This is a genomic window from Aureimonas altamirensis (assembly GCF_001463885.1).
GTDB classification, from domain to species: domain Bacteria; phylum Pseudomonadota; class Alphaproteobacteria; order Rhizobiales; family Rhizobiaceae; genus Aureimonas; species Aureimonas altamirensis.
This window is the reverse complement of the sequence record NZ_BBWQ01000008.1, coordinates 12,358-31,501: the sequence shown is the minus strand read 5'-3', so window position 1 is coordinate 31,501 and position 19,144 is coordinate 12,358. Positions and strand designations below refer to the sequence as shown.

Annotated in this window: 20 protein-coding genes; 8 read left to right on the top strand and 12 right to left on the bottom strand. The window is 64.8% G+C overall.

Translation table 11 applies throughout. The annotated features are described in order from the left end of the window. The first annotated feature begins 27 nt into the window (after positions 1-27). Positions 28-1,107 (top strand): ABC transporter ATP-binding protein, encoded by a 1,080-nt coding sequence (locus tag AUL31_RS04970; RefSeq protein ID WP_060602265.1) that lies wholly within the window; start codon positions 28-30, stop codon positions 1,105-1,107. Positions 1,108-1,110: 3 nt separating this feature from the next. On the opposite strand, the gene AUL31_RS04965 is transcribed toward AUL31_RS04970, so the two are convergent. Beyond that, on the bottom strand, positions 1,111-2,916 hold the full coding sequence (locus AUL31_RS04965) for a monovalent cation:proton antiporter-2 (CPA2) family protein (protein WP_060602263.1): 1,806 nt from the start codon (positions 2,914-2,916) through the stop codon (positions 1,111-1,113). Positions 2,917-3,058: 142 nt separating this feature from the next. Between AUL31_RS04965 and AUL31_RS04960 the strand changes: the two genes are divergently transcribed. From AUL31_RS04960 to AUL31_RS04945, 4 genes are read left to right on the top strand one after another with little or no spacing between them, the layout of a single operon-like run. Next, positions 3,059-3,628, top strand: a complete 570-nt coding sequence (locus AUL31_RS04960; protein ID WP_060602260.1) for a hypothetical protein — start codon at positions 3,059-3,061, stop codon at positions 3,626-3,628. A 7-nt stretch (positions 3,629-3,635) separates the two neighbouring features. Next, the gene (locus AUL31_RS04955; protein ID WP_060602257.1) at positions 3,636-5,153 is read left to right on the top strand and encodes an ABC transporter ATP-binding protein; all 1,518 of its coding nucleotides are present in this window, start codon (positions 3,636-3,638) and stop codon (positions 5,151-5,153) included. Then, complete coding sequence (locus AUL31_RS04950) at positions 5,150-5,824, top strand: energy-coupling factor transporter transmembrane component T family protein (protein WP_060602254.1); 675 nt, start codon at positions 5,150-5,152, stop codon at positions 5,822-5,824. The genes AUL31_RS04955 and AUL31_RS04950 overlap by 4 nt, the downstream gene beginning before the upstream one ends. Continuing rightward, entirely contained in the window at positions 5,821-6,459 is a 639-nt protein-coding gene (locus AUL31_RS04945) for a phosphoribosyltransferase family protein (protein WP_060602251.1), read from the top strand. The genes AUL31_RS04950 and AUL31_RS04945 overlap by 4 nt, the downstream gene beginning before the upstream one ends. Here the strand turns inward: AUL31_RS04945 and AUL31_RS04940 are convergent. The 11 genes from AUL31_RS04940 to AUL31_RS04890 form a co-directional block, all read right to left on the bottom strand. Next, positions 6,456-7,130, bottom strand: a complete 675-nt coding sequence (locus AUL31_RS04940; RefSeq protein WP_060602248.1) for an HAD family hydrolase — start codon at positions 7,128-7,130, stop codon at positions 6,456-6,458. The two genes, AUL31_RS04945 and AUL31_RS04940, sit on opposite strands and share 4 nt — an antisense overlap. A gap of 72 nt (positions 7,131-7,202) precedes the next feature. Beyond that, complete coding sequence (locus AUL31_RS04935) at positions 7,203-8,096, bottom strand: ribokinase (RefSeq protein ID WP_060602245.1); 894 nt, start codon at positions 8,094-8,096, stop codon at positions 7,203-7,205. Positions 8,097-8,183: 87 nt separating this feature from the next. Beyond that, on the bottom strand, positions 8,184-8,963 hold the full coding sequence (locus AUL31_RS04930; RefSeq protein ID WP_060602357.1) for a transporter substrate-binding domain-containing protein: 780 nt from the start codon (positions 8,961-8,963) through the stop codon (positions 8,184-8,186). Positions 8,964-9,011: 48 nt separating this feature from the next. After that, entirely contained in the window at positions 9,012-9,737 is a 726-nt protein-coding gene (locus AUL31_RS04925; protein WP_060602243.1) for an amino acid ABC transporter ATP-binding protein, read from the bottom strand. 37 nt (positions 9,738-9,774) lie between these two features. Further along, positions 9,775-10,449, bottom strand: coding sequence for an amino acid ABC transporter permease (locus tag AUL31_RS04920; protein ID WP_060602239.1), 675 nt, complete (start codon positions 10,447-10,449; stop codon positions 9,775-9,777). An 11-nt stretch (positions 10,450-10,460) separates the two neighbouring features. Then, entirely contained in the window at positions 10,461-11,138 is a 678-nt protein-coding gene (locus tag AUL31_RS04915) for an amino acid ABC transporter permease (RefSeq protein ID WP_060602235.1), read from the bottom strand. Next, positions 11,135-12,061, bottom strand: a complete 927-nt coding sequence (locus AUL31_RS04910; RefSeq protein WP_060602234.1) for an NAD(P)-dependent oxidoreductase — start codon at positions 12,059-12,061, stop codon at positions 11,135-11,137. Before AUL31_RS04910 ends, AUL31_RS04915 begins: the two co-directional genes overlap by 4 nt. 35 nt (positions 12,062-12,096) lie before the next feature. Continuing rightward, a complete protein-coding gene (rpiB, locus tag AUL31_RS04905; protein ID WP_060602233.1) occupies positions 12,097-12,546 on the bottom strand; it encodes a ribose 5-phosphate isomerase B in 450 nt (149 codons plus the stop codon). Then, a complete protein-coding gene (locus AUL31_RS04900; RefSeq protein WP_060602354.1) occupies positions 12,546-13,319 on the bottom strand; it encodes a FadR/GntR family transcriptional regulator in 774 nt (257 codons plus the stop codon). Before AUL31_RS04900 ends, rpiB begins: the two co-directional genes overlap by 1 nt. A gap of 120 nt (positions 13,320-13,439) precedes the next feature. Then, entirely contained in the window at positions 13,440-14,921 is a 1,482-nt protein-coding gene (locus AUL31_RS04895; protein WP_060602351.1) for a sensor domain-containing diguanylate cyclase, read from the bottom strand. A 265-nt stretch (positions 14,922-15,186) separates the two neighbouring features. After that, on the bottom strand, positions 15,187-15,735 hold the full coding sequence (locus AUL31_RS04890) for a cupin domain-containing protein (protein ID WP_060602348.1): 549 nt from the start codon (positions 15,733-15,735) through the stop codon (positions 15,187-15,189). A gap of 139 nt (positions 15,736-15,874) precedes the next feature. On the opposite strand from AUL31_RS04890, the gene AUL31_RS04885 reads away from it, so the two are divergent. The 3 genes from AUL31_RS04885 to AUL31_RS04875 are packed head-to-tail and all read left to right on the top strand — an operon-like array spanning position 15,875 to position 18,998. After that, the gene (locus AUL31_RS04885) at positions 15,875-17,212 is read left to right on the top strand and encodes an omega-aminotransferase AptA (protein WP_060602232.1); all 1,338 of its coding nucleotides are present in this window, start codon (positions 15,875-15,877) and stop codon (positions 17,210-17,212) included. Between the two features lie 58 nt (positions 17,213-17,270). Beyond that, entirely contained in the window at positions 17,271-17,915 is a 645-nt protein-coding gene (locus AUL31_RS04880) for a hypothetical protein (RefSeq protein WP_060602230.1), read from the top strand. Between the two features lie 30 nt (positions 17,916-17,945). After that, positions 17,946-18,998: an NAD(P)-dependent alcohol dehydrogenase gene (locus tag AUL31_RS04875; RefSeq protein WP_060602227.1), complete on the top strand. Its 1,053-nt coding sequence runs from the start codon at positions 17,946-17,948 to the stop codon at positions 18,996-18,998. The last annotated feature ends 146 nt before the right edge of the window (positions 18,999-19,144 follow it).

Sequence of the window (19,144 nt, the reverse complement as noted above, 5' to 3'; positions counted from 1 at the left end):
GGCCGATATCTCGGGAGGGTTCGGAACATGTCCGCCATCGCACTGCAGAACATCCGTAAGACCTACGGCTCGGTGGAGGTGATCCATTCGGCATCGCTGGAAATCGAGAGCGGCGAGTTCATCGTGCTGGTCGGCCCTTCGGGCTGCGGGAAAAGCACCCTCCTTCGCATGGTTGCGGGGCTGGAGGAGATCTCCGGCGGGGAGCTGTTCATTGCCGGCAAGCCGGTCGGGCATCTGCCACCGGCCGAGCGCAACATCGCGATGGTGTTCCAGGATTATGCGCTCTACCCGCATATGAGCGTGAAGGAGAACATGGGCTTCGGCCTGAAGATGCGGGACACCGCCGCGGCCGAGATCGACAATCAGGTCGGCCAGGCAGCCGATATCCTCAAGCTGGACGAGCTGCTGGAGCGCAAGCCCGCACAGCTTTCGGGCGGGCAGCGGCAGCGCGTGGCCATGGGCCGCGCCATCGTCCGCCATCCGGACGCGTTCCTGTTCGACGAGCCGCTATCCAACCTCGACGCCGCGCTGCGAGTGGAAATGCGGCTGGAAATCGCGCGTCTGCACCGCCGGATGCGCGCCACGACCCTCTACGTGACGCACGACCAGGTGGAAGCCATGACGTTGGCCGACCGCATCGTGGTGATGAACAAGGGCCATATGGAACAGGTCGGCGCACCGATGGACCTGTATCTCAGGCCGGAGACGCTGTTCGTCGCACGCTTCATCGGCAGCCCGACCATGAATACGCCGACACTCAAGGCCCAGCCCGCCGCCGGCGATGGCATAAGCATCGCCCTTCCCGGCACCTCGCTGACACTGCCCGTGTCGCGTCGGCTTTCCGGCAGCGAGGTCGTCTTCGGCATCCGCCCGGAAGATCTGCTTGTCGTCGATGGCGCTGACGCCACCGGCTGGTTCAGCGGAGAAATCTCGATGGTCGAACGGCTGGGCAGCCAGACATTCGGCTATCTCGATACCGAAATCGGCATGATCACCGTGCAGTTTCCGCGCGGCTCCACCGTTGCCACAGGCGACCGTGTATCCGTTGCCGGAGATCCTGCGCATGTCCATCTTTTCGATCCGCAAAGCGGGCAGCGCCTGTCCTGAGCATCAGGCGGCGGCAGGCTCGTTTTCCGTCTCCCGCTGCTTGCGCTTGCGCGGCTGGACCAGAGGTTCGGGCCGTGGCTCCACCAGCATCGTATCGTTGCCGACCATGATGCCGCCCTGGGCCTGCGCCAGCAGCCTGTCTTCGTCGCGCTGGCGTATGTCGGCGGTCACTTCCTCGACGTCCATGCTCGTCATGCCCAGCATCTTCAGGCCCGCGCCACCGAAGACGATGGCCGATTCCAGCGTTTCGCGCAGCTCGAAGTCCACCCCGGCCTGCCGCAGGCGGATCGAGTGGCCGCGGTCGAAGGAGCGCGCCAGTATGCGCGCATTGGGAAAATTCTCGCGGATCAGTTCGACCATGCGGTCGGCCTCTGCCGGCTTGTCCACGCACAGCATGATGATGTCGGCCGTCCCCGCGCCCGACTGGCGCAGGATATCCAGCCGCGTTCCGTCGCCGTAGAAGACCTTGAAGCCGAACCTGCCGGCCTCGCGGACACGGTCGGGATCGTTGTCGATCAGCGATACGTCGACGGCCTGCGCCAGAAGAAGCTGCGATGCGATCTGGCCGAAGCGGCCGAAACCGATCATCAAAACGCGTCCCTTGAGGCCGTCGGGCTCCTCTACGCCGTCCAGCGAAACCTGATCGTCCTGCAACAGCCTGTCGGCGAAGATGGTGATCAGCGGTGTCAGAGCCATCGACAGGATGATCACCGTTGCGAAGATGGCGTTTTCCGGCCCGGTGATGACGCCGCCGCCCACCGCCGCCGAATACAGCACGAAGGCAAACTCGCCGCCCTGCGCGAAGATGGAAACCCGGTGCAGGGCTGCCAGGTTGGGCGAGCCGAAGGCGCGGGCAACGGCATAGATGCCGATGGACTTGACCACGACGAACAGCGCCAGAAGGGCCAGGATCATCGGCCATTGGGCGGCCACGACCGACAGGTCCAGCGACATGCCGACCGCAAGGAAGAACAGGCCCATCAGCAAGCCCTTGAAGGGCTCCACATCGGTTTCGATCTGGTGGCGGTAGCTGGAGCCGGACAGCATGACGCCGGCCAGGAACGCGCCCATCGCCATCGACAGGCCGACGAATTCCATCAGCAGGGCCGACCCAAGAACCACCAGAAGCGCACCGGCGGTGAGGACTTCGGTGGTGCGCGACCGGGCCAGCAGCGCAAAGAACGGGTCCAGCAGCCAGCGCCCGGCCGCTACGACGAAAGCAACCGCCGCAACGGGCGCGACGAAGGACATGAGCGTCAGCCCATCGCCTTCACCGACACCGGTTGCGCCGAGAAAGGCCACGACCGCCAGAAGCGGCACGATCATCAGATCTTCCAGCAACAGGATGGAAACGGACTGCTGACCGCTTTCCGATGCGATTTCGCCGCGCTCCTGCAACACCGACATGATGACGGCCGTGGACGACAGCACGAAACCTGCGCCCGCAACGAAGGCGACCGGCAGCGAGAAGCCCAGCATCATCGCGGCCGCCGTCAGAAGCGCGATACACAAGACGACCTGCGCGAGCCCCAGCCCGAAGATCTGCGTACGCATGGCCCACAGCTTCTGCGGCCGCATCTCCACCCCGATCAGGAACAGGAACATCACGACGCCGAGTTCGGAGATGTGCAGGATCGTGGCCGGGTCGGTGAATATTCCGAGGATCGAAGGCCCCACCAGCAGGCCACCGGCAAAGTAACCGAGCACCGAGCCCAGCCCCAGACGCCGAAACAGCGGTACGGCAACCACTGCCGATGCAAGAAGAACGACAGCCGGCCCGACCGTCCCCGACAAACCCGCTTCCGCCATGCCTGACCCCACTCGCACATGAACCGTATGGAGCAACTATGGCACGGCTTCGCGCGGGAGCACGACCGTTAGTTGCCGCCATGCCGCAAAAATCTGGCACGTGGATTGCATCCTCGAATGGGCAACACAAAAGGTTTCTTTCATGTCCACCACCGCCGCGCCCCACGAGGGCAATACGCTCTTCCCCCTGGTCCTCTCTATCGTGGCGGCCGCCGCAACGGGCGTGCTTTGGGCCTACGCCAACCCGATCCAACTGGTGCCGGGTGTCATCCAGTGGCGCATCTTCGCCTTCCTGCCGCCGCTGGTCGGCATTCTGCTGGGTTGGAAAAGCGGATTCATCTGCGGCTATCTCGGAACGATCGTCTGGTCTCTTCTTGCCGGGACGTTCATCCCCGCGCACTCGCTGATCGTCGATGGCGTCATGGTGGGCCTGACGGGGCTCGTTCCCGGCATGCTGTTCGACCCGGCCCGCACCAAGTTCGACATGCCGGCGCTGGTCAAACTTGCGGCAACCTGCCTGATCGTTGGGCTGGTCATGGTGGTTGCGGTATCCGCCAGCCTGGCCTGGCTTGGCATATTCCCCTTCTGGTGGGCGGTCATGTATCTGGGCCTTTCGGACATCGTGCCCATGCTGATCGGAACGCCGCTGCTTGTGCGACCGGCGATCAAGCTGCTAAAATCGGCTCACCCTACCGGTTTCACGCGCTTCTGATCCCATCGTGCTCGAACTCAAAGACATTGTCGTCGCGCATGGCGACGCTGCACCCGTGCTCGACGGTTGCTCCCTTACGCTGGAACCCGGCGAAAGGCTGCTCGTCTGCGGCAGCGCCGGTGCCGGCAAATCCACCCTTGCCTCTGTCGCCGCAGGGATCGTTCCACGGTTGGTGACACCCACCGTCTATTCCGGCATCCACCGCGTCGGCGGGGAAGATGCCGGGCGGCTGGACCGCGGCTCCCTGTTCGGCGCGGTCGGCTCTGTCGGCCAGAACGTCGAGGACCAGTTGTGGGATCTCGGCGTGGAAGACCTGATCGCCTTCCCGCTGGAAAACCACGGGATGGCGAAACCCGCTATACGCGAGCGCGTCAACGCGCTGATCCATGATTTCGGGCTGAACGCCTTGCGTGGGCGGCGGGTGCTGACGCTGTCCGGCGGAGAGCGGCGCATGGTCGCGCTGGCGGCGGCGCAGGCGGGCAATCCCCGCTATCTGGTGCTGGACGAGCCAACGACCGGGCTCGACCCTGCCGCCACAGTGCGGCTGGTTGCGCTGCTGGAGCGCGCCTCCACCGACAGGATGGGTATCCTCATAACGGAAGAGAACGCCGTTCCCTTCGAGAAACTGGCCGACGCCGTCCACCTGCTGCGAAACGGCCGGCTGACCGGGCGTCAGCCGACCGCCGAATGCCTTTCCGACGACGCTGCATGGGCCGCATGCGGGCTCATCGCCCCGGCAAGCCGCCGCGGACGGCTGGATACGGTGGCACCAGGCCCGGAACGGCTTGTCGTGGAAGGGGTTCGCACCCGGTTGCGGCGGTGCGACGGGCAGCCCGTCTTGTCCAATGCCGGTTTCCGCCTGCGGGCGGGCGAAGTCGTGGGGCTGATCGGCCGCAACGGAGCAGGAAAGACCACGCTGTTCCAGGTGTTGCTGGGGCTTGCGCCGGTTATCGCCGGCCGCATCGTGATCGACGGCGCGGACGCGTCGGGCTGGACTGTCGCGCGCCGCGCGCGTTCGCTCGCCTATCTGCCGCAGAATATGCGGCGCGTCCTGTTCAACATGACGGTGCGGGAGGAAGTGGTGTTTGCCGTAACGGCCGGCGGGCCGGCCGACGACGATGCCCAAAATCGGGCTTCGGCGGCGCTGGCCACCTATGGGCTCACCGCCCTTGCGGAGGCCAATCCCTTCGCCCTCTCCGCCCGCCAGCAGGCGCTGCTTGGCCTTGCCTGCGCCGACGCCGCGCAGGCCGCCGTGGCTATTCTGGACGAGCCGCTCTTCGGCCGCGACCTGCATGGCCGGCAGATGCTGGACACCTTCCTTAAGGCGCAGACGCGGCGCGGCGGCGCGGTGCTGATCATCTCTCACGATCTGGATATGGTGGACGACGTGACCGAACGGCTTCTTGTCCTGGATAGCGGCGCCATAAGCTACGACGGCGAAACGCGGCGGGCCTGGTCCGCGCCGGCCTTTGCCGCCCTCGGCTGGCGCGCGCCCCGTCATGCCGCCATCGGGGCAGCGGCATGACGCGCTTCCACGACATCAATTTCTTCGTCAAGCTGGGGCTCGCCTTCGCACTGATGGTGGTGGCATGGGCGGTGCCCGGCTGGTGGTGGGGCGTGCCGATCGCGGCACTCACCGTCCTGTTTCTGGCGGCAGCCGGCGTCCCGGGCCTGTCGGCCTATCTGAAGGGCGCCAGCCTTTTGGTTCTGCTGGTCATGGCAAGCTGGATCGTCAACCTGGCGATACAGGGCATGCCGTGGCAGGAGGCGATCCCGGTGGCGGCGGGCATGGCGGCGCGGCTCGTTACCACGACGGCCGCCTTCTATTTCGTCATGGAGACATCCACCCCCGGTTCCATCCTGGCCGCATGCAGCGCAGCGCGCCTGCCGCCCGTGGTAACGCTGGTGCTGTCGCTGACCTTCGGCATCATTCCGATGCTGCGCGAGGATTTCCAGCGCATTGCCGATGCGCAGCGGGCCCGGGGCATGGAGATAGACGACGTGCCCTTCTATACGCGGCTGCGCTACTCGCTTGCACGCGGCGTGCCGCTACTGGTTCAGGCCGTGCGCATGGCGCATGCCATTTCCCTGTCACTCGCCATCAACGGCTTCGACATGCGTCGCAAGCGCACCACCTGGCGTCATGTCGGCCTGCTGGTAGAGCCCACCTTGCCCCCAAGGAGCGGCACCGTATGACGCAGTCCCCCATGACCGGCCAGCACTGGACGGTCGATGTCGCCGGCCTTGCCATCGAACTTCCGATCGTCGCCATCAAACCGGACTTCGCCATCTCGCTGATGATGGTCATCGATCTCGGCGTCCGGTTCGGCGCCCATGCGGGCGCGGCGCTTGCGCACAAACTGGCGCCGCTGCGCCCGGACATCATCGTCGGGCCGGCCACACTCGGCATTCCTGTAGCCATCGAGACGACGCGGGCACTGAACCTCGACCGGTATGTCGTGCTGCAGAAATCTCCCAAGATCCATCTCGGCGATGCGCTGGTGCAGACGATTTCCTCCATCACCTCGACCCGCGAGCAGCAATTGCTGCTGGACCGCCAGGCCGTGCCGCTGATCGCCGGCAAGCGCGTGGTCGTGGTGGACGATGTCGTGGCGTCAGGCTCCAGCCTGAAGGGTGCGGCCGACCTCGTCAGGCGGGCCGGCGGCGACGTCGTCGGCCTTGGCGTCATCCTGACCGAAGCGCGCGACTGGCTCGAGACCCTGGGGGATGATGCAGGGCTGATCCACAGCCTAGCGCATATACCCCAGTTCCGTAACGACGGCGGCAACTGGGTTCCGATGCCGGAAACTTTTCTTCACGATCTGGATTAGCGGCGTCCGCCAACCTCATCGATATGTTGAAGAAGATCGGCCGGATCGTCATAGACGCGGATGGCTCCGGCCTGTTGCAGCTCTTCCCGCCCGTAGCCGCCGCTGAGAAGGCCGATACCCAGTGCGCGCGCACGCGTTGCGGCCAGCATGTCCCAGATCGCGTCGCCCACCACCATGCAATTGCCGATCGGAAATCCGAGCCTGTCGGCGGCGGCCAGGAACAGGTCCGGGTCGGGTTTGGCGTAACGCACCTGATCTCGTGTGACGACAACGGAGCGGTCCGGGTCGACGCCGAGCGCCTCAAGGTTGACGCGCGCGGTTTCCATGCGGCCGCTGGTGGCGATGGCCCATGGTATGCCGGCTTCGCCTAGCCATTGCAGCAGCGCGCGCGCGCCGGGCAGCGGCTGGACGCTGGCTTTCTGCGCCTGATACGCTTCGGCATGAAGGTGGCGCAGCCGCTCCATGCGCTCGACCGTCAGGTCCTGCCCGGTTTCCCGCAGGAGCTGGTTGGTGAAAAGGCCCCCGCTCATGCCGATGCGCCGGTGGATGCGCCAGACGGACAGGGCGATGCCCTCTTCGTCCAGCGCGTGCTTCCACGCCAGCACATGCTGATAGACACTGTCGACGAGCGTTCCGTCGAGATCGAACAGGAAGGCGGTTTCCATGCGCATGTCGCGGCCTCTCGCTTTACCTGGCACCGGTACAGCGGAAACTGGCGCAAACCCGGCGGATGGCGAGGGGCATCAAGCCTCGGCGAAGACGTCGACCTGCGCCCCCGGCCGCGTACAGGCGATGGATGCGGCATGCGCCGCCGCCGCGACCGCCTCTGAAAGGCTCATGCCCTCGTCGACCCTGGTGGCAAGCGTTCCGGTGAACAGGTCACCGGCGCCCGTCGTATCCACGACGGCAACCTTGGGCGCCTCGAAATGCTGCCTTGCGCCGTCGGGCGAATAAAGGTCGACGCCGGCGGCTCCAAGGGTGACGACGAGCTGGACGCCGAACCGCCGGGCAAGTTCGGCCAGCCCATCCGCCCCGCCCGCCAGGCGTCCGGCCACCTCGGCCTCGTGCTCGTTGACGACGAAGATGTCCGTGCGGTCCAGCATGGCAGTCAGCACGGCCGGGTCGGCGCTTTCATCCGCCGGGGCGAAATTGAAGACGACCGTGGCGTCGTCGGGCAGGCGCTGTGCGAAAGCCAGCGTCTCGACCAGCGGCACTTCCATCTGGAAGATGGCCGTCGAGGCCGACAGAACGAGCGCCTCGGGCACCGCTTCGGCGGAAATGCGCAGGTTGGCGCCGCTGGCGACGGTTATTGCGTTTTCGGCGGTGTCGTCGACGGATATGAAGGCGACACCGGTGCGCTCCGTGGTCCGCTGCAGGGCGGAGACATCCACTCCGGCGGCGGTGAAATTGGCGGCGCAATCGTTGCCGAAGGCATCCTGCCCGATGGCGCCGGCCATGGCCACGAAGCCGCCGGCTGCACGGGCCGCACGGGCGGCGGCAACCGCCTGGTTTGCGCCCTTGCCGCCGAAATAGATGTCGTAGGAGGCCGAAAGAACGGTCTCGCCCGGCCGGGCGATACGCGTGACGCGCGACACCAGATCGACGTTCACGGAACCGAATATGATAATGCTACCCATGATATCGCCTGCCCGATTGATGCCAGAACCGCCGGGCGCAGCGCGCCCGGCGGTCTCGATAACAGAGGGTCGTCCGGTAGGACAGTCTCAGTTGAGCATTTCGGCCGGCAGCGGCGAGCCGTGGTACTTCTGGTAAATGTCGTTGAGCTTGCCGTTCTTCAGGTTCTCGGTAATCCAGGCGTCGAGCTTTTCCTTGAGCTGCGTTTCGCCCTTGCGCACGCCCATGGCGAGATCGAAGACCTGGATGGTGAACTTGGGCTCGAAACCAAGCTCCGGATTGCGTTGGCCGATCTGGTTGATCAGCGTCTCGGATGTCGCCACGGCGGCGGCCTGGCCGCTGACCGCCGCAGTCACCATGGTGGCGTCGTCGTCGTAGCGTGTGATGGTGTAGCCGCGCTCTCCGGCCAGGGGCGTCAGCGCGGTATCCTGCGTGGTGCCCCGGGTTACGGTGACGGCCTTGCCGCGCAAGCCTTCCCAATCGGAGATGTCAGCCGCCTTCGGCGCTCCGACGACCGAGTTGAGTGCGGCGTAGGGTACGGTAAAATCGATCACCTCGGCGCGCTGCGGCGTAACCGACAGGGTGGAGATGATCACGTCGGCCTTGCCGGTCTGCAGATTGGGAATGCGCGTCGCCCCGGTGGTGGGCACGAATTCCAGCTCCAGGCCCCAATCGCCCGCCAGAAGCTTGGCGGTCTCGACGTCGGAGCCGATCGGCTGCAACTCGGCGTCCAGCATGCCGGACGGCGGAATGGCGAGGTCCGTCGATACACGGATCTTGCCGGCGGCGATGATGTCGTCATACGCATCGGCCAGGGCGGCGTTGGCGCCGCACAGCACGACACCGGCCACAAGCGCCATTTTCAACATGTTCATGTCATTCTCCTCCCGTTGCAGGCGGCGATACCGCCCGTTCTTTCAAAGCTCGTTGGATACGAAGTCCGCCAGTTCCGGCGTGCGCGGGGCACTGAGGATGGAGGCGTCGCCCTCCTCGTGGACGCGGCCCTGATGCATGAAGACGATCTTGTCGGCGATGCGCCGCGCGAAGTTCATCTCGTGCGTCACCATGATCATCGTCATGCCGCCGCCGGCCAGCTTCTCGATGACGCGCAGAACCTCGCCTGTCAGCTTCGGATCGAGCGCCGAGGTGACCTCGTCGAACAGCATCACCTTCGGCTCCATCGCCAGGGACCGCGCAATGGCGGCGCGCTGCTGCTGGCCGCCCGACAATTGCTCGGGATAGAAGTCTGACTTGTCCGACAGGCCTACCTCTGCCAGCACGCGCGCCGCGGTGTCCCGCGCCTGCGCCCGGCCGACACCCTTGACCGAAACCGGCGCCAGCATGATGTTTTCGACGATGGTCAGATGGGGAAACAGATTGTAGCTCTGGAAGACGATGCCGACGTCCAGCCGCAACGCGCGCTTGTCGAGCCTGGGGTCTTCCAGGCGATGTCCGCACACCTCGATCCGCCCGGAATTGATCGTTTCGAGAAGGTCGATGCAGCGCAGCGCGGTGCTCTTGCCCGAGCCGCTGGCGCCGATGAGCGCCATGACCTGCCCCTTCTCGACGCTGAAGGATACGCCGTGCAGCACCTGCACCGCCCCGAAGCTTTTCTTGACGTCATCCAGAATGACGATGGACATGAAACGACCTCCCCTGAACCTGGTGCGTGCCGCGGCGTCAGGCCGGCGTCAGCTCGAGCCGGGCGCGGCGGGACGCACCGCGGCGCTCGAGGCGACGGCTGAAGACGGAGACGGGAAAGCACAGGCAGAAATACAGTGCCGCGACGATCATGTAGATGACGAACGGCTCGAAGATGGAATTGTTGATAAGCTGCCCGGCACGGGTGATCTCGACGAAGCCGACCACCGACGCCAGCGAGGTGTTCTTGATGATCTGCACCGAGAACCCGACAGTCGGCGGCGTGGCTATCCGCACCGCCTGCGGCAGGATGACTTTCAGCATCCGCTGGGTGCGGCTCATCGCCAGGCACTCGGCTGCCTCCCACTGCGCCTGCGGTACGGACTGGATGCATCCGCGCCAGATTTCGCCGAGATAGGCGCTGACATAGATCGTCATCGACAGGCTGGCCGCCATCAGCGGAGAGATGGAAAACCCGAGCTGCGGCAAGCCGAAGAAGACGAGAAACAGGATGACGAGCAGCGGCGTCCCCTGCACGATCTGGACATACAGCGTGGTAATGGCGCGCACGGCGCGCAGCGGCGCGATGCGCCCCAGCGCCACGAGGAAGCCGGCAGCGCCGCCGCCCGCAAAGGCGATCAGCGAAAGGGCCATGGTCCAGGCGGCGCCTTCCAGCAGGAAGCGGATATGGCCGGGGTTGAGTGCGGTTTCCATTGCCGTCGCCCCTAGAGGTTGGTGCCGAGGCGGCGGCGGCGCGGAAACAGCGCCAGAGCGGCAAGGTGGAATGCCAGCCGCATCGCCAGCGACAGCGCGACATAGATGATCGCGATGACGATATAGGTTTCGAAGGGCCGGTACGTTTCGGACTGGATGTAGTTGGCAGCCGCCGTCAGCTCTTCGGTCGAAATCTGCGAGGTCACCGACGATGCCAGCATCAGCAGGATGAACTGGCTGGTCAGCGAGGGATAGACGCGTTCCATCGCCGGGCGCAGGGCCACATGCCAGTATTGCTGCAGCCGGTTCAAACCGAGTGTCTCGGCTGCCTCCCACTGGCCTTTCTGGATGGAATCGAACCCGGCCCGCATGATTTCCGCCGTGTAGGCGGCCACATTGATGGTCAGCGCGATGATCGCCACCGTGACGGCCGAGAACGAAAAGCCAAGGCTCGACAGGCCGAAATAGACGATGAATATCTGCACCAGGAAGGGCGTGTTGCGGATCAGCTCCACATAGAAGCCCGCCAATGAAGACAGCCACCGCACATCGGACCGCCGCGCCACGGCGCACAGCGTACCGATCAGAAAACCGGTCAGCGTCGTGATGCTGGCCAGTTGCACCGTCAGCCACGCGCCGTCCGCCAGCATCTGCCAGCGGGCCAGGATGGAGGCGAAATCGAGTGTCATGCGGCCCTGCCCGCCGGCTGCCCGCGCTCCAGGCCTGCGAGACGATCATAGACGCGGAACAGGGCCTGGTTGCCGTTGGCGCCTTCGCCATGCGCCTGCGCTTCCATGTATTGCGCCGCCACCAGCGCCGTCGCCGGCAGGGGCACCGGCCCCTGGCGCGCGGCATCGAGCACCAGGCGCAAATCCTTCATCATCAGGTCGATCCGGAACCCAGCGGACGTATCGCCCTCGATCATCGCCGCGCCGAGATTGTCCAGCATCCATGAATTGGCCGAACCGCCCTTCAGCACCTCGCGCATTTGCGCAAGGTCGATGCCGAAGCTGCGCCCGAGGGACAGCGCCTCGCAGATCGCCTGGATGTTCAGTGCGCAGACAAGCTGGTTGCACAGCTTCACCGCCTGCCCGGCTCCGGGGCCGCCGACATGATTGATGGTCGTCCCCATGGCGCGCAGATAGGGCAGCGCCGCCTCGAAAGCCGGCACGCTGCCGCCTGCCATGATGGACAGGCGTGCATCGCGCGCGCCGCCCGGCCCGCCGGAAACGGGCGCATCCACCATGTCGATGCCCGCAGCCAATAGCGCCTCGCCCATACGACGCGTCGCTTCCGGCGCAATGGTGCTCATATCGACGAACAGGCGGCCCTTCGGCGGCATGGCCAGGAGGCCGTCCGGGCCATGCACCAGCATCTCGACCTGCGGCGTGTCCGGCAGCATGGAAACGACGATATCGGCTTGCCTCACAGCGCCGGATATGCTGGCCGCCGCCCTGACGCCGTATTCGGCAAGGGCGGATACCGCGCCGGGGACGATGTCGTATGCGATGACATCATGCCCCGCCTGCGCCAGATTGCGGGCCATCTCCCGCCCCATGACACCGATGCCGACGAAGGCGACACGGCCTGTCTTCGATTTGCTATCCGTCATCGTCCGTTTCCTCCCCCCGGATGATCTGCTTCCCGTCAGTTCGCCTCTTCCAGGCGGGCGAGCTTCTCGACGCGGCGGACGAAATCCGGATCGCTGGTCACGAACTCGGCCGACAGGAAAGATGCGATCAGGTCCTTGGCGAGCCAGGGACCGACGATCTGCGCGCCAAGGCACATCACGTTGACGTCGTCATGCTCTACCGATTGGTGTGCCGAATGGACGTCGTGGCAGACGGCGGCCCGGATGCCGCGTATCTTGTTTGCCGCGATCACCGCGCCGACGCCGGTGCCGCAGACGAGGATGCCGCGCGCCCCCGCCTCGGTGCGGACCTTGTCGCAGACGGCGCGCGCGATATCGGGAAAATCGACCGGATCGGGGTCGAAGCTGCCGACATCGACAAGGTCGTGACCGGCCTGCCGCAGTGGCTCTAGCAGGTCCTGCTTCAGGCTGTAGCCGGCGTGATCGCTGCCGATGATGATGCGCATCAGTCTTTCCTCGAGTCGGGTTGGGTGGCCCCACCACGCATCGGCTGCTGCCGCAACGCGTTGACGGTGGCCTTGCGGCGGAATTCTGCGCCGATTTCGAAATGGCGGGTCAGAAGGTCGTCGGCGCCCGCGGCGTCGCGCGCGGAGATCGCCTCGTAGATCAACCGATGATGATCGATGAGGAACTCCTCGATGCCGTCGACGGCGATGATCTGTTCGCGGCGGTCGAGATGGGACTTCATCATCAGGCTGGATATCGAGCCGTAGATGCTGGTCAGCGTCGGCGAACCGGCGGCGCGCACGATGGCTTCGTGGAACTGGAAATCCGCCACGCCGCCCGCTTCCGCGCTGTGGATCGTATCGACGATGCGGCGAAGGCAGGCGGCAAGTCGGTCCATGTCGGCGGGCGCGGCGCGGCGGCACGCCAGCCGGATCGCGTGGTGCTCGATGGCCACGCGCGCTTCCATGATGTCGTCGATCGCGTCGGCCTGCTGCGCCAGAACGAAGGTGAAAAACTCGCCGAGCGTCGACACGTCGGGCTTCTTTACGATCGTGCCCACCCCATGCCGTATCTCCAGCGCACCGATCATCGCCAGCGCCCGCAGCGCCTCGCGCAGGACGGGGCGGCCGACGCCTAGCTGGGCGGCCAGCTCGCGCTCGGGCAACAGGCAATCGCCCGTCTTCAGCGCACCGGACAAAAGCTCTTCGCGCAGGAATGCGACGACCCTGTCGTAGCCGCTCTTATGCTCAATTGCTTCGCGTCTGATCGACATCAAGTGGGTGTCCATTGATCTTGCCGTGGTAAGACCACTTAATGCACGTGGTATTACCACGTCAATGCAGGCGTAATGCTGCACTGCGACAAACCCCGGTCTGTCGATGAGGAATGCGGCTTAACGGCTGGCGCTCAATTTGCGGTGATATTCGCGCTTGGCCATGTACATGGCGTTGTCGGCGCGGCGCGCGGTTGCCTCGAGGCTTTCCCCGTCCCGGCTGGTGGCCAGCCCGGCCGACAGGCTCAACCGCGACGATGCGGTGGAATAGAACTGGTTGTTCAGGTCGCAGAGCCCGTCCAGATCCTTGAGGATCTTGCCGGCATGCACTTCGTCCAGCCCCGGTAGTGTCAGGGCGAATTCGTCGCCGCCGATGCGTGCCGCATGGCCCGGCGCTTCCACCAGCTTGCCCAGCACCTCGCCCGCCCGCCGAAGCAGATCGTCTCCGGCGGCGTGCCCCAGCGAATCATTGACCTCTTTCAGGTTGTTGAGATCGATGATGATGATCGATATCGGCTCGGTGCCGCTGCGCTGCAGACGGTTCAACTCGTCGATATAGAACGAGCGGTTGAACAGCTTGGTCAGTGCGTCGTGCTTCCCGAGGAACTCCAGATACGCTTCGGCCGCCTTGCGCGCGGTAATGTCCGTCAGCGCCACCTGCACCAGCGACCAGTCGTGCTCGGCGCCCGGCAGGACCGAGAACTGCAGCATCAGATGCAGTTCGCGGCCGTCCAGCGCATAATTGACGACCTCTCGCGTCTGAAAGAGCTGGCCGTTCCAGAGGTCGATGAGCTGTTCGCGGAAGGGCTGCACCATCTTGTCGCGGAAAATCCGCCCAAGGCTGTGCAGCAGCACGCGCTTGTCCGGCGCGCCGAACAGCTTGATCGTGGTGTGGTTGATGTCGATGACGCGGATTTCGCTCATGCACCGGTTGATGAACTCCGGGTGCACATCGGTGAACACCCGGAAATCCTGGATGCCGCGCAAGCGAAGCTCGTCCAGCAACTTCTTGATCTCGGAGAAATCCTCGACCCACAACGACACGGGAGAATGCTCGAACAGACCCCGTGCGAACCGTTCGCTGGCAGCCTGCGCGGCGCGCGCGCCCTCCCGCTCGGTCATGTCCTCGGTGACGACGAGAACGCGGCTCCAGTCATCCTCGTGCCCCGGCATGATCTTGCCGGATAGCTGGATGTCCAGCCTGTCGCCGGTGGCCGTGTAGTTGACCGTATGGCTGAAGAATGCGTGTTCGCCCCGCCACAGGGCCACAAGCTCCTGGGCGTGGGTCTTCATCATGTCGGCGCTGAATATGACGGAAAGCTTTTCCTCCAACTCGGCAAGGTCTGCGACCTTGTAGAGCTGGAGTACACGCTCGTTGACCTTCAGCACGCGTATGAGCGCGGAACAGCGCCGGACGCGCTCCGGATCCTCGGCAAGATAGTCTGCAAGATCGGTTACGCCGGCGTCCCGCCACTCGGTAAAGAGCGCTTTGACGCCGCTGTAATCCTCCAGCCACATGGGCGATGGCGACAGATCGAAGAAGTCAGGATCGCCATCGATCGCGCTATTCGAAGTGGACACATGGCCCTGGGAAGTCTGCATTCCGATTACACCTGCCGAGACGCGCTTGCCCTCTCCGAATAATTCAAGGTTGCGGTCTTGGACAGTCGAAATTTCAGGACCGCCGCTGTTCACGATCTTCATGGTGCTGTCGTGCATGCCGCGGCCCTTTCCCTGATGGAGGACGCACTTCCGCCCGACAAGCAAAAGAAAGCGCCCGACCTCCTACCAGAAACTTCATGATGCAGGATAGCCTGTATCCTGCATTTGTCATTTTTATATTTTGGTCTGTTTGTGGAAATCGGTTCTAGAATGTCGGGGGCGTACAGGCGCTGACGACGCGACATGGGTTCGGGCCGACGCATCGAAAGCGATGAGGCCTGCGACTTTCGAAATAATAGGCGTCGCCGGGGCCAAGGATTCGCCTTTCGCCGTCCACCGTCACCTCCAGCCGGCCGCTCAGCACGATGCCGCCCTCTTCGCCATCATGCACGAGCGGCACTTTGCCGGTATCGGAGCCGGGCTGATAGCATTCCTCCAGAATCTGCAGGCTGCGGCCGAAGAGGTTGTCGCCGACCTGACGGTAGGAAATCCCGCCCTTGCCGATCTCCTTCAGTTCATCCGCGCGGTAGAAGGCGCGGGCCGGCTGCTCGGGCTCGAAGGCGAAGAACTCGGCAAGCCCGATGGGGATGCCGTCGAGAATGCGCTTCAACGCCCCGACCGAAGGGTTCGTGCCGTTGGATTCGATCAGCGATATGGTTGAATTCGTGACACCGGCCTTCGACGCCAGTTGCCGCTGCGAAAGCTTGTGCTTCAGCCTCAGGCTGCGCAGCCGTCCCCCGATATCCACCGTCACGCCGTTCACTCCGTTCGATATATCGAACATTTTGCACCCACCGCCGTAATATAACAACGGCTTGGCGAAACCCAGAAAAGGACTTGTTGCGACAGCGGTTCAAGGCTCCAATGGATGCTCACGCCCCCGGAGCCGATCCATGAACGTTCACGACCGCCCCAACACCCCCCTCCTCGACAGCTATTGGATGCCGTTTACCGCCAATCGCCAGTTCAAGGCCGCGCCCCGCATGCTCGCGGCGGCCGACGGCATGTACTATACCAGCGATGACGGGCGTCAGGTGCTGGACGGCACGGCCGGGCTCTGGTGCGTCAATGCCGGCCATGGCCGGCGCGGCATCGCGGCGGCGGTGGAACGCCAGCTTTCGACGCTGGATTTCGCGCCTTCGTTCCAGATGGGGCACCCCATCGCCTTCGAGTTCGCCGAACGGCTTGCCGCCATCGCGCCGGGCCCCGAAGGCAACCGCCTGGACCGGGTGTTCTTTACCGGCTCCGGGTCGGAATCGGTCGATACGGCACTCAAGATCGCCATCGCCTACCAGCGCGCCATCGGCCAAGGCACCCGCACGCGTGTGATCGGGCGTGAGCGCGGCTATCACGGCGTCGGCTTCGGCGGCATATCGGTGGGCGGCCTCGTCAACAATCGCCGTGTCTTCCCGCTGCTGCCCGGGGCAGACCATCTACGGCATACGCACGACCTTGCCCGCAACGCCTTCGTCAAGGGGCAGCCCCAGCACGGCGCAGAGCTGGCCGACGATCTGGAAAGGCTGGTTGCGCTGCACGGCGCGGAAACCATCGCCGCCTGCATCGTCGAACCGGTCGCCGGCTCCACCGGCGTGCTCGTTCCGCCGCAGGGCTACCTCCAGCGGCTTCGCGACATCTGCACCAAGCACGGCATCCTGCTGATCTTCGACGAGGTCATCACCGGGTTCGGGCGCCTCGGAGCGCCCTTCGCAACGGACTGGTTCGGCGTCGTGCCGGATATCGTCACCACGGCAAAGGGCCTGACCAACGGCACGATCCCCATGGGCGCCGTCTTCAGCAGCCGTACGGTCCACGATGCGCTGATGCATGGGCCGGAAGCGCAGATCGAGCTTTTCCATGGCTACACCTATTCCGGGCATCCGGTTGCCTGCGCAGCCGGCATCGCCACGCTGGACATCTATGCTGACGAGGGCCTCCTGACGCGCGCGTCGGAGCTCAGCGACCACTTTGCCAATGCCATGCACGCCCTCAAGGGCACGGAGAATGTCGTGGATATCCGCACCATCGGGCTGGTGGCGGGCATCGAGCTGGCGTCGCTCGACGGCGCGCCGGGCAAGCGGGCCTACGATGTCTTCGTTGACTGCTTCGAAAAAGGGCTGCTCATCCGTGTGACGGGCGACATCATCGCCCTGTCGCCGCCGCTGATCGTCTCCGAAGAGGAGATTTCCACCATGGCCGACATGGTGGGGGATGCCATCCGCCGCGTCGGGTGAGCATTGCGCCCACCTTCATAATTCAATAAGCCCCCGGGAAATGTCCCGGGGGCGCATCATGCAGGCGTTTCACCTACCACGCGGCTTTGCCTTGCAAGGCCTTCTCATTGCCATCGCGGTCGTGGTGGCCACGCTCCTTCTGGTGGCGTGGCTTGGCATCCACGATGCGGTCATCGAGGGCGGCCCGCTGGAGCGCGGGCAGGAAGCGGCACTTGTGGCTGCGGCTCTGTTCTTTGCCGTCTCGGCTGCCTACCAGCGCGGCGCCGGCCGCATGGCGGCCGTCGGCGCCAGCGTGCTGGCGGTCGTCTTCTTCCTGCGCGAGCTGGAACTGGCCGGCAACGGCCCGATCGCCATGCTGTTCAACGCCCCGCATTTCCGGCTTTACGAGGCCGTCGTCATCTGCGCGGTCGCGTTGCCCTATATCGCGCTTCGCTGGCGCCTGATCGGCGAGCATATCGCCTATCTGAAAGAGCTTCGCGGGTGGCCGTTCGTGTGCGTCGCCGTGCTTCTTCTGATCGGCGAGGCTTTCGACGGGCATCCGACCCTGGCCGGAATCGACTATCTGCCGATGTTGATCGAGGAGACGGTCGAGATCTTCGCCTACATCCTGTTCGCATCCATCGGCCTGCATGTCCTGCGCAATGCAATCGCGCTGCATCGCCACACCGAAATGGGCTCCGAAAGCCAGCACAAGGCGCTATAAGAATCATCCGCACCAACGGGAGGTTGATTCATGGCAATGCAGAAGGCCCTTGTCCTCGAAGAGCAGCACAAGCTGGCAATACGCGACATCGATCTTCCATTGGCGGTCGGGCCGACGGATGTGCGCATTCGTCTGCACACGGTGGGCATCTGCGGCTCCGACGTCCATTACTACACGCATGGCCGCATCGGCAGCTTCGTCGTCGAAGCGCCGATGGTGCTGGGGCACGAGGCAGCCGGAACGGTGGTGGAGATCGGGCCGGACGTGCGCCATCTCGCCGTCGGCGACCGCGTCTGCATGGAGCCGGGCGTGCCCGACCCGGATTCGCGTGCGGCGCGCCTCGGCATGTACAATGTCGATCCGGCGGTCACCTTCTGGGCAACGCCGCCGGTGCATGGCGTTCTGACAACCGAAGTCGTCCATCCAGCCAATTTCACCTTCAAGCTGCCCGACACCGTCAGCTTCGCGGAAGGCGCCATGGTGGAGCCTTTCGCCGTCGGCTTGCAGGCCGCGCAGAAGGCGAAGATCGCCCCCGGCGACGTTGGCGTCGTCATCGGCGCGGGCCCCATCGGCATCATGGTGGCGCTGGCCGCCCTGGCCGGCGGCTGCGCCAGCGTGATCATTGCCGACATGATGGCCGAAAAGCTTGAAATCGCCGGCCGGTATCCGGGAATCGTCCCGGTGGATATCCGCAGCGCGGACCTGAAGGCCGCCGTCGACGAAGCGACCGGCGGTTGGGGCGCGGATGTCGTCTTCGAAGCCAGCGGCTCGCCGAAGGCGTGGGAAAGCCTGCTGGCGCTGCCAAGGCCCGGCGGAGCCGTTGTGGTGGTCGGGCTTCCCGTTCACCCCACGGCGATGGACTGGGCCACCGCCTCCACCAAGGAGCTGCGCTTCGAGACGGTCTTCCGCTATGCGCACCAATATCCGCGCGCGATTCAGATGATGGCGTCGGGCAAGGTGGATCTGAAGCCGTTGATATCCGAGACCCTGCCCTTCGACAGGTCGGTGGAAGCGTTCGAGCGTGCCGCCGAAGGTCGGCCGACCGACGTGAAGCTGCAGATCGAGATGCCACAGAACGGATAAGGGCCGCCCGGCGGCAGCGTATTGCTTGCCGCGCAACGCTCCGTTGCGTAAACCGCCGCTACCGGACACGCGACACGCCGCTAGGCTGCGTAAAATCTTGTCGGTTGCGGCAAGTGTCCACGGTTTGTGCAACGCAGCACGGGAGA